At 40.0% G+C, this 8,925-nt stretch carries 9 protein-coding genes; all 9 read left to right on the top strand.

Features of this window, described 5'->3' with window-relative positions:
* On the top strand, nt 1-485 hold a 485-nt coding region (locus PLK24_RS05180; RefSeq protein WP_502876039.1), incomplete at its 5' end, for an aspartate carbamoyltransferase.
* Nucleotides 478-1,773 carry a dihydroorotase gene (locus PLK24_RS05175; protein WP_324476953.1) on the top strand — a complete coding sequence of 432 codons (1,296 nt, stop codon included), beginning with the start codon at nt 478-480 and terminating at the stop codon, nt 1,771-1,773. The genes PLK24_RS05180 and PLK24_RS05175, both read left to right, overlap by 8 nt.
* A gap of 35 nt (nt 1,774-1,808) precedes the next feature.
* Entirely contained in the window at nt 1,809-2,732 is a 924-nt protein-coding gene (pyrF, locus tag PLK24_RS05170; RefSeq protein ID WP_324476951.1) for an orotidine-5'-phosphate decarboxylase, read from the top strand.
* Nucleotides 2,729-3,502: a dihydroorotate dehydrogenase electron transfer subunit gene (locus tag PLK24_RS05165; protein WP_324476949.1), complete on the top strand. Its 774-nt coding sequence runs from the start codon at nt 2,729-2,731 to the stop codon at nt 3,500-3,502. The genes pyrF and PLK24_RS05165 overlap by 4 nt, the downstream gene beginning before the upstream one ends.
* Nucleotides 3,499-4,416 (top strand): dihydroorotate dehydrogenase, encoded by a 918-nt coding sequence (locus PLK24_RS05160; RefSeq protein ID WP_324476947.1) that lies wholly within the window; start codon nt 3,499-3,501, stop codon nt 4,414-4,416. The genes PLK24_RS05165 and PLK24_RS05160 overlap by 4 nt, the downstream gene beginning before the upstream one ends.
* Nucleotides 4,413-4,997 (top strand): orotate phosphoribosyltransferase, encoded by a 585-nt coding sequence (gene pyrE / locus PLK24_RS05155; protein ID WP_324476945.1) that lies wholly within the window; start codon nt 4,413-4,415, stop codon nt 4,995-4,997. The genes PLK24_RS05160 and pyrE overlap by 4 nt, the downstream gene beginning before the upstream one ends.
* 39 nt (nt 4,998-5,036) lie before the next feature.
* Nucleotides 5,037-6,236: a M20 family metallopeptidase gene (locus PLK24_RS05150; RefSeq protein WP_324476943.1), complete on the top strand. Its 1,200-nt coding sequence runs from the start codon at nt 5,037-5,039 to the stop codon at nt 6,234-6,236.
* The gene (locus PLK24_RS05145; RefSeq protein WP_324476941.1) at nt 6,233-7,213 is read left to right on the top strand and encodes a DUF1175 family protein; all 981 of its coding nucleotides are present in this window, start codon (nt 6,233-6,235) and stop codon (nt 7,211-7,213) included. The genes PLK24_RS05150 and PLK24_RS05145 overlap by 4 nt, the downstream gene beginning before the upstream one ends.
* Nucleotides 7,214-7,270: 57 nt before the next feature.
* On the top strand, nt 7,271-8,925 hold a 1,655-nt coding region (locus PLK24_RS05140; protein ID WP_324476939.1), incomplete at its 3' end, for an MG2 domain-containing protein.

Raw genomic sequence — 8,925 nt, 5'->3', positions numbered from 1 at the left:
ATGGAATAGATTTTACCCGAAATACCGTAGCCATTATTGGAGACATTCTCCATAGCCGAGTTGCCCGTTCGTTGAGTATAGGACTCAAAAAATTAGGAAGTCAGGTCATTTTTTCCGGTCCGCCAACCCTCATCCCAAAGGGTATTGAAGTATTGGAAGGCCAAGTTGTTTATCCGGTAGAAGAAGCGATCCGACAAGCCGACGTGGTTTATTTACTTCGCATCCAAAAAGAACGTCAGGAAGCGGGATTTTTCCCCAGTGCCAAGGAGTATGCCAGTTTCTTTGGTCTGAAAGAAAAACCGAAGGGTCCTGATGGCCGTTGGAAAAAAATTATGCATCCTGGCCCGGTCAATCGAGGGTTGGAAATCGATTCATCTTTGGTTGAAAAGGAGAATTCCCTGATTGAAGAGCAGGTAAGTTGTGGATTAGCCATCCGTATGGCGGTTTTAGAAACTCTTATCTTGGGGGGGCAAACGGATGAATAAGGTATTGATAAAAAATGGCACTTTAATTCTTCCCCAAAGCAATCGAACCATAGAAGCCGATGTATTAATCGATGATGGAGTGATCGTTCAGATTGAACCGGGGATCAATGATGGAAAAGCTGAAAGGATCAATGCTAGCGGATATTTGGTAGGTCCGGGTTTTATTAATCTTCACGTTCATTTTCGCGAACCTGGGGAAGAAAAAAAAGAAGATCTTTTTTCTGGTTCTCGAGCAGCGGTAAAAGGTGGGTTTACCTCCGTTTTATGTATGCCCAATACTCGTCCTCCCATTGATTCACCCTTATTGATTTCCTACCTTCTCAGTCGAGCTCGTGAGGTTGGTTTGGTCAATGTTTTTTCGGCTGCCACAATCAGTTTGGGATTAGAAGGAAAGGCCATGACCGATCTGGGGCTGCTGATGAATGCCGGGGCAAAAGTATTAAGCGATGATGGAAAATGCGTTAAAGACAGCCGGTTGCTTTATCTGCTTATGACTTACTCACGATATTTTCATTTACCTATTATTCTCCATGAAGAAGATATTGACATAGCTGGAGAAGGTCAAGTCAACGAGGGAAGTATGGCAGTGAAAATGGGATACCGGTCTTTACCAAAAGTTGCGGAAGATTCAATGATAGCCAGAGATTTAGTCCTAGCCCATTCTACTGGAGCCACGGTTCACTTTACCCATTTGTCAACAGCATTGAGTGTCAAACTAATTGAATGGTTTCAAAACCAAGGAGCCAAAGTGACCGCCGATGTTACTCCCCATCATCTGCTACTTGATGATCAAAGTATTATCCAATATGGAAGTCGAGCCAAAGTGAAGCCACCTCTCCGGGATCAAACTGATATCGTTGCCCTGAAAGAAGGAATTCAGCGAGGAGTTATTGGGATTTTAGCATCCGATCATGCTCCACATACCAATGAGGATAAAGAGGGCGATTTTAATGAAGCTGCATTTGGTATTTCCAACTTGGAAATTACAGTCCCACTTTATGTGAAGGCGTTGATTGATGATCAATCAATAAGCTGGCTTGATTTTTGGAAACTACTCAGCTTCAATCCGGCTCAATTTTTAGGATTAACCAAAAAAGGAAGTTTAGAAATTGGTATGGATGCGGATATAGCCATCATTGACCCAGAAACCCACCATGAGGTAAAGGTGAATGAATTTGTTTCAAAAGGAAAAAATTGTCCTTTTGATGGATGGCAATTAAAAGGATGGCCGGTGACAACGATAGTAAATGGTAAAATATTGATGCGACATTCGAAATTGGAAGCTTAGAGTCTAAGAAAGATAGTAAAGGAGAACCGAAGGGTATGAATTTTGCTGATCGAATTAGCCGCTGTATTCAAGAGTTTGGTCCCTTGGTGGTTGGATTAGATCCCCATATCGAATATCTTCCCCGGTTTATCCTCGAGCAAGAATTCAAAGAAAAAGGAAAAACCTGGGAAGCCTTGGCTCGTGCAGTCACTCTAACTAATCAAAAAATATTGGACGCACTTCATGACGCAGTGGGTATGATAAAAATTCAGATGGCTTTTTATGAGATGTTGGGAATTCCAGGGATGTTGGCGCTCAAGTCAACCATCGAATATGCCCAAAATTTGGGATATATCGTCATTTTAGATGGAAAGCGCAATGATATCAGTAGTACTGCACTCGCCTATGCACAGGGATATCTCTCATCGGTTTCCTTTCCCGGTGGCCAATTAGAATCTTTTTGGAAGGTAGATGCTTTAACGATAAATCCCTATTTGGGAGAAGATGGCTTGATTCCTTTTATAGGAGAGGCAGATAAAGCAGACAGGGGTATTTTCGTGTTGTGTCGAACCTCGAATAAAAGCGCACCCACCCTACAGGACGTTGATGGTCCGGATAAAGTCTATATTAAGGTGGCTAAGATGGTTGAAACCTTGGGAGAAAAAATGATCGGTGAATCAGGATTCAGTTCTATTGGGATCGTCGTTGGAGCAACTTATCCTGATGACCTGAAATATCTTCGAACCAATTTTCCTTCGTTGCTGTTTTTAATTCCTGGAGTAGGAACTCAAAAAGGTGATATAAAATCGTTGGCCAATGCTTTTCGTGACGATGGTTTAGGTGCAATTATTAACGTGTCTCGCAATGTGATTTTTGCTTATCGGGAAGATTTGAACAATGTATCCGGGGAGGGATTTGAGAAAAAAGCTCGAGAAAAAGCAGTATATTATCAAGAAAGATTTTGGGAATTTATTCGATGAAAAAAGCCAAAATTGTCAAGAAAAAATTCCTTGGAACATCATTTGTAGAATTGTGGTTAGAAGAAAACGATATTGCTCGCCTTGCTTGTCCGGGACAATTCGTAATGATTTCTGCTGGTTCAACCTATGATCCTTTTTTAAAAAGACCGCTCGGAATTTTATCTTGTCAAGAAAACTACTTTGGTTTGCTTTTTGATATTGTTGGCCGAGGGACCAAAATTTTATCTCAACTTGAGATTGGAGACCAGGTCGATCTGCTTGGGCCTCTGGGAAATGGTTTTTCGCTAAACCCCAAAGAAGCTCTTTTAATCGGTGGAGGTCGGGGATTAGTTCCTCTTTATTTTTTAGCCCAAATTTTTACTTCCAAAAAAATTCCCTTTCAGTTTTTCTTCGGCATTCGTAATCAGGAAGAAAAAGTCCTTATTGATTATCTCTCCGAGCTCTCTATCCCTATGGTATTAAGTTGTCAAGAGCAATTATCTAATTATTATTGTGGAACAGTTTTGGATGCTTTTGAGGATTGGCTCCATCATCATTCTCAATCAAAACCTGCTCAAAAAATTTATGCTTGTGGACCACAGGGGATGTTTCAGGCTTTAAGCAAAATGGAAGACATTATCCCTAATCAAATTGAAGTTTCTCTCGAATCACGTATGGGATGCGGATACGGTGTTTGTCTAAGTTGTGCAGTGAAAAAGAAAGGGCTTCCTGGGTATTTTCATGTTTGTAAAGATGGTCCGGTATTTCGATTAGGAGAAATTGAACTATGAATCTCCAAGTCCATTTAGGAAATTTAACCCTATCCAATCCAGTAATTTTGGCTTCAGGAACAGCTGGGTATGGGCGAGAAATTGCTCCTTATTTAGACCTGGATCGTATTGGAGCTTTAACTCTCAAAGGAATAAGCTCAACTCCTTGGGTGGGGAATCCGCCACCTCGAATTCATGAAACTTATGCAGGAATAATGAACTCAATTGGTTTAGAAAACAAGGGATTCGACCGCTTTCTTCGGGAAGATCTTCCTTTCTTAGAAAATTTTCAAACCAGGATAATTGCTAATATTTGGGGAAAAACCATTGAAGAATATTCTGATATTGCCAAAAAGATGAATGGATTAGAACGAATTGATGCTATTGAGGTGAATGTTTCTTGTCCCAATATCGAGCAGGGTGGAGAAAGCTTTTCTTGTAATAGTCAAATCTTATGCCAACTCATTCAGAACTTGCGGCAGAAAATTCAAAAACCCCTCATTTTTAAATTAGGACCCAATACCGATGACCTGGATAATGTCCTTCTTTTTATGGAAAAAGAAGGTGTAGATATATTGAGTATTACCAATACCTACCCAGCATTAGCTGTTGATGTTGAAAATCAGAGCTTTATTTTTTCCAGAAAAACAGCAGGATTATCCGGTCCGGCGATTAAACCGTTGGCGCTTAAATTGGTCTATGATGTTATACAAAAAACCCGACTTCCGATCATCGGAATGGGTGGTATAATGAAGGCGGAAGATGCCCTTGAATATCTCCTTATTGGGGCTCAAGCAGTAGCCTTGGGATCGGTAAATCTCGTCGATCCTTCGGCTGCCGTTCAAATCATAGATGGTATCGAAGCTTACCTGATTCAAAAAAATATCTTTGACATAAATGATTTAATTGGGAAAGTGAGGGAGGTTTGGCGATGAGAGAGCAAGAAATCCTTCAGTTATTTCGCGAGGCTGGAGCTTTTATGGAAGGTCATTTTCTTCTCACCTCCGGTTTACATAGCCCCTTTTATATAGAAAAATTCAAATTACTGCAACGGCCAAAATACGTTGAATTATTGGCTGGGGAACTCATCGAACGCTTTTCAGGAGCATCACCAGATGTTGTTGTGGGTCCAGCTATTGGAGGCATTATTCTTGCTTATGAAGTCGCACGACAATTAGGGATACGAATGGCTTTTACTGAAAGAGAAAATGGAAAGATGAAGTTTCGGCGGGATTTTGTTCTTGAAAAAAATAATTCAGTTCTCGTTGTAGAAGATGTGGTTACCACCGGTTCTTCTGCTCAAGAAGTGATTGATGTAGTAGAAGAAACCGGAGCAAAGATTATTGGAGTGGGGATATTGGTTGATCGAAGCGGAGGTAAAATTCAATTCAAATACCCCTTTCACCCACTATTGCAAATGGAAGTTATGACCTATTCGCCCGATGAGTGTCCTCTCTGCCAAGAACATATTGAACTCCAAAAACGAGGAAGCCGAAATTTATCAGCAAATCCCTGATTTAAGGTAAAGACTTGTTTTGAAGGAGAAAAACCAGTAATGCCCGTTTTAAAAACACTATTGGATAACGAGTTTGATCTTTTTGAACCCATTCACTTAGCCCAAAATTTAGTTCGTATTTCCAGTGTTTCTCGAACCCGAGGGGAATCGGATCTAGCTCGTTATATCGCCAATTATCTTATCGATCACCAAATTCGAGTGGAATGGCAAGAAGTCGAAGAAGGTCGAGCCAATATAATTGCTGAAATTGATGGAGGGAGGGGAGAAGGTCCTTGCCTTTTGCTAAACGGACATTTAGATACGGTTCCGGTTGGAACTGGTTGGACTATGCCACCCTTGGGTGGCCAAGTGATTGATAATTACCTTTATGGCCGAGGGTCCTGTGATATGAAGGGATCGCTTGCTGCCATGATGTATACAGCAAAAATTGTTTCCCTTTTTACTCCCAATCTGTTTGGAAAATTAAAATTGGTTTTTGTTGTTGATGAAGAACAAGATAATCTTGGAATAAAGAAATGGATAGAGATCTGGCAAAAAAATTGGGAACCAATTGATTTTGCAGTGGTTGGTGAACCAACCGGCTTGAATATTAGCTTAGGACATCGGGGAGTTGCCGCTTTTCGAGTAACCATCAAAGGAAAATCTTGCCATGCTGGAATCGCTCATCGAGGAATAAACGCTATTTATATAGCCTCAGAGATTCTGCAATTTATTAAAGAAAAGCAAAATGAGTTCGACCAATATGAAGATGAGGATATTGGCAAGCCGGCTCTCAGTGTTGGAAAAATCCAAGGTGGGACATCACCAAACGTCGTTCCGGATCTGTGTTATTTTGAAGTCGATGTCAGAACCGTTCCCGGTTTGTCCCTTCATGATATAGAATCTCTTATTTGTGATTCAGTTAAAAAAGTGTTTGAAATCCATGACCTCCCACCAACTTTTGAAATTGAACAGTCGATCCCCCATCTTCCGCCAGTTAAGATTCCTCGTGATGTTCCAGGGATTGACATACTCAGCCGTTCAATTTCAGATATTCCTGGGGAAATGCCAATTTTTGCTCCCTTTCCAGCTTCCTGTGAAGCAGCTTTTTTGGATCAGGTTGATATACCAACCGTCATTTTTGGACCAGGACGAATTGAGGAAGCTCATACTGCCAATGAGTTTGTTTCAATTACCCAAATTGTTGCTGCCTCACGAATCTATTCCCTTCTTGCGTTACGGTTTTTGGGTGGAGAATGAATCTAAAACGCTTTTCATGGCTTTTGGTTTTTTTGCTTCTTTTTTTAATCAGTTCCTTCGCCCTTCCTTGGAAAGTTGAGAGTCCAGAACAAATAAGTCTCCAAGTATTAGGCGAAAAAAAGACTGTTCCTATCGAAATTAAAAATTTTTGGGGTTTCTCTCCCTGGATACAAAGGTTTCAGGTTAAAATGGTTGATAGTGATTTGATAAATGTTGACCAGGTATCCGATCAAGTGCAGCTTTCTCCGAAGCTGCTTGAGGGAAAAACTGAGTTAATGATCCGGTCCTTTCCGGTGATCAAGTATCTTACCGTTGAGGTCAACCCCTATTTAGAAGATTTAGATAAAGACGGCTTTCCCGATGTAGCAGAATTAAAAATTGAATCCGACCGTCAGCTTTTTCGTGATTTGTTTGTCAATATTGCTCGTTCTCAAATAGCCCAAGAAAGTGAATTATGGAAAGAAAAAGATTGTTCGGGCTTAGTTCGTTTTGCTTATCGAGAAGCAATGAAAAAACATGATAAGGCTTGGTTTCAGGGTTTCCAAGGAGAATTGGAGGGCCTTTTTGATATTCAATCTTTCAATTACCCTCGAGTTCCTTTATTGGGAACGAATCTTTTTCGCATCAAACCAGGTCCTTTTTGCTACGAAACCATCGATAACGACTTTTCAGTTTTTGCTTCGGCACAATACCTTTTATCCCATAATGTGGTTTTTTTGGGGAGGGATATTCAGGTGGCCGAAAGGGGAGATCTTATTTTTTTTTATCAACCGGGCTTTTTCAATTTTCCTTATCATGTTATGATTTATGAGGGTAAAGGGAAAGTTATTTATCATACCGGAGCCATTGAGGATCAAGAGGGTTATATTCAAGAAATATTCTTGGACGACCTGAAAAAACACCCGGATCGAAGATGGTGGCCGGTTATTGATAATCCATTTTTTTTAGGATTCTATCGGTTTAAAATATTAGAGTGATAAATATTATAAACTTAGTTGGTATGATTAAAAGATAAACCTGAAGGAGGGAGATTCTTGAAACTCTTATCCTGGATAAGTTTGGTATTTGTAATCGTATTTATTTTTTTATCGGGGAGTTCGTTTGCTTCTCCTTATATCTCGCTGAGCGTCCCGGCTCACATCTATCCGGGTGAATCAATTGAAGCAAGGGTCAATGTGAGTGAGATCAAAAGTCTTCAAATGTCATTGTTTCGTATTGATGAACCGGAAAACTATATCTTAGAGAGTAATAAGGAATATTTTTTCTCAATCGATACCTGGAGACCGAAGAGACCGCTGAATGAGCAAGAAAAATGGCAAAATTTAAAGTTTAGTTTTTTCCAATCACTGCGAGGGATTGCCTCCAAAGTACTTTCTCCCAGTCTTAAACAAAGTTTAAAGGATATTTTAGGAATTGAAGGTTCAATTCCCGCTCGCCCGATTGAAATCACCAGTGATGATTATCACCGTAATTCTTCATTGCTGAAAAGTTGGTTACAAGAAATCCGCTATTCAAAAGATGATTTTTATGCCTATCAAACCATTACCCTCAATCCACTTCAAGAAGGCGTTTACCTCCTCACTGCTGCTGGTGGTGGCAAGGAAGCTCGGGTCATTTTTTCCGTTACCCGTTTATCTTTAATATCCAAAGTTGATCAAAACCAGATGGTAGTGTTTGTTCAAGATCGAAAAAGTGGTCAAATTTTAGAGAAGGTTCGGATGAGGTTGTTAGAAAATAATCAAGTGGTCAGCGAAGGAGAAACCAATTCTGAAGGTCTTTGGTCAAAAACCGAACTGAAACAAAAAGAAATGACCATAATGGCTCAAATGGACAATGAATATGCTTTTATGAACATTTATCCTTATTATTTTGATAGCAGCTCTAAACTTGATGTTTTTATTTATACTGAAAGGCCGCTCTACAAGCCGGGTCAACGAGTTTATTTTAAGTCTCTATTACGAGAAAAATTAGCAACCAGTTACTTTGCACCTCCTCCTGGAGAGAAAGTGAAAGCGGTTCTTACCGATTATCGAGATAATATCTATTCCAGTACAGAACTAGTTTCTGATGAGTATGGAAATCTATCATCCTGGTTTGACCTTCCGATGTCTCTTGATGAGGGAGATTATTTGATTAAACTATCCTGGAAAAACAGCGATTTCTATCGGATGGTATCCATTGAAAACTATGAAAAACCATCATTTGAAGCTGAAGTAAAAACCGAAAAAGAAACTTACGCTAATCGGGAAAAAGTGACCGTTAAAGTTCAAGCCAATTATTATTCAGGGCAACCACTCACTCCTGGAACTTTTCGATATCAAATCCTTCGCTATCCAATGTATTACTGGAGATATGGCTTTCAGAGTGAGATGGTTGAAGAAAATACTGGAACTCTTGACGAAAATGGAGAAGCGGAAATAACTTTTATTCCTGAAGTAGAGGGGAACGCCTACTGGTATGAGGCGCAAGTCGGAGTATTTGATGCTGCTTATCGAGGAGTACAAAAAACAGCACAAGTAAAAGTTTTGATGGGGGATTTTGCTCTGGTTCTTAAGTCGAATCGCTATTTCGTTGGAATGAACCAAAATCTCCAATATACTATTGAAGCTTTTGATGCTGAAGAAAAAAAGGTGGACGTTGGAAAAGTTTACGCAACAATATATCTCTTGACTTGGGATAAAGAAAAGAA

Origin of the sequence: Atribacter sp., from assembly GCF_035418125.1 — a bacterium.
GTDB classification, from domain to species: domain Bacteria; phylum Atribacterota; class Atribacteria; order Atribacterales; family Atribacteraceae; genus Atribacter; species Atribacter allofermentans.
The sequence above is the reverse complement of the archived record's forward strand: the minus strand, read 5'-3'. Positions and strand labels throughout refer to the sequence as shown.

Coding starts and splice junctions, on each gene's coding strand:
- PLK24_RS05175 (WP_324476953.1), top strand. CDS start 478: ATGAATAAGGTATTGATAAAAAATGGCACTTTAATTCTTCCCCAAAGC.
- pyrF (WP_324476951.1), top strand. CDS start 1,809: ATGAATTTTGCTGATCGAATTAGCCGCTGTATTCAAGAGTTTGGTCCC.
- PLK24_RS05165 (WP_324476949.1), top strand. CDS start 2,729: ATGAAAAAAGCCAAAATTGTCAAGAAAAAATTCCTTGGAACATCATTT.
- PLK24_RS05160 (WP_324476947.1), top strand. CDS start 3,499: ATGAATCTCCAAGTCCATTTAGGAAATTTAACCCTATCCAATCCAGTA.
- pyrE (WP_324476945.1), top strand. CDS start 4,413: ATGAGAGAGCAAGAAATCCTTCAGTTATTTCGCGAGGCTGGAGCTTTT.
- PLK24_RS05150 (WP_324476943.1), top strand. CDS start 5,037: ATGCCCGTTTTAAAAACACTATTGGATAACGAGTTTGATCTTTTTGAA.
- PLK24_RS05145 (WP_324476941.1), top strand. CDS start 6,233: ATGAATCTAAAACGCTTTTCATGGCTTTTGGTTTTTTTGCTTCTTTTT.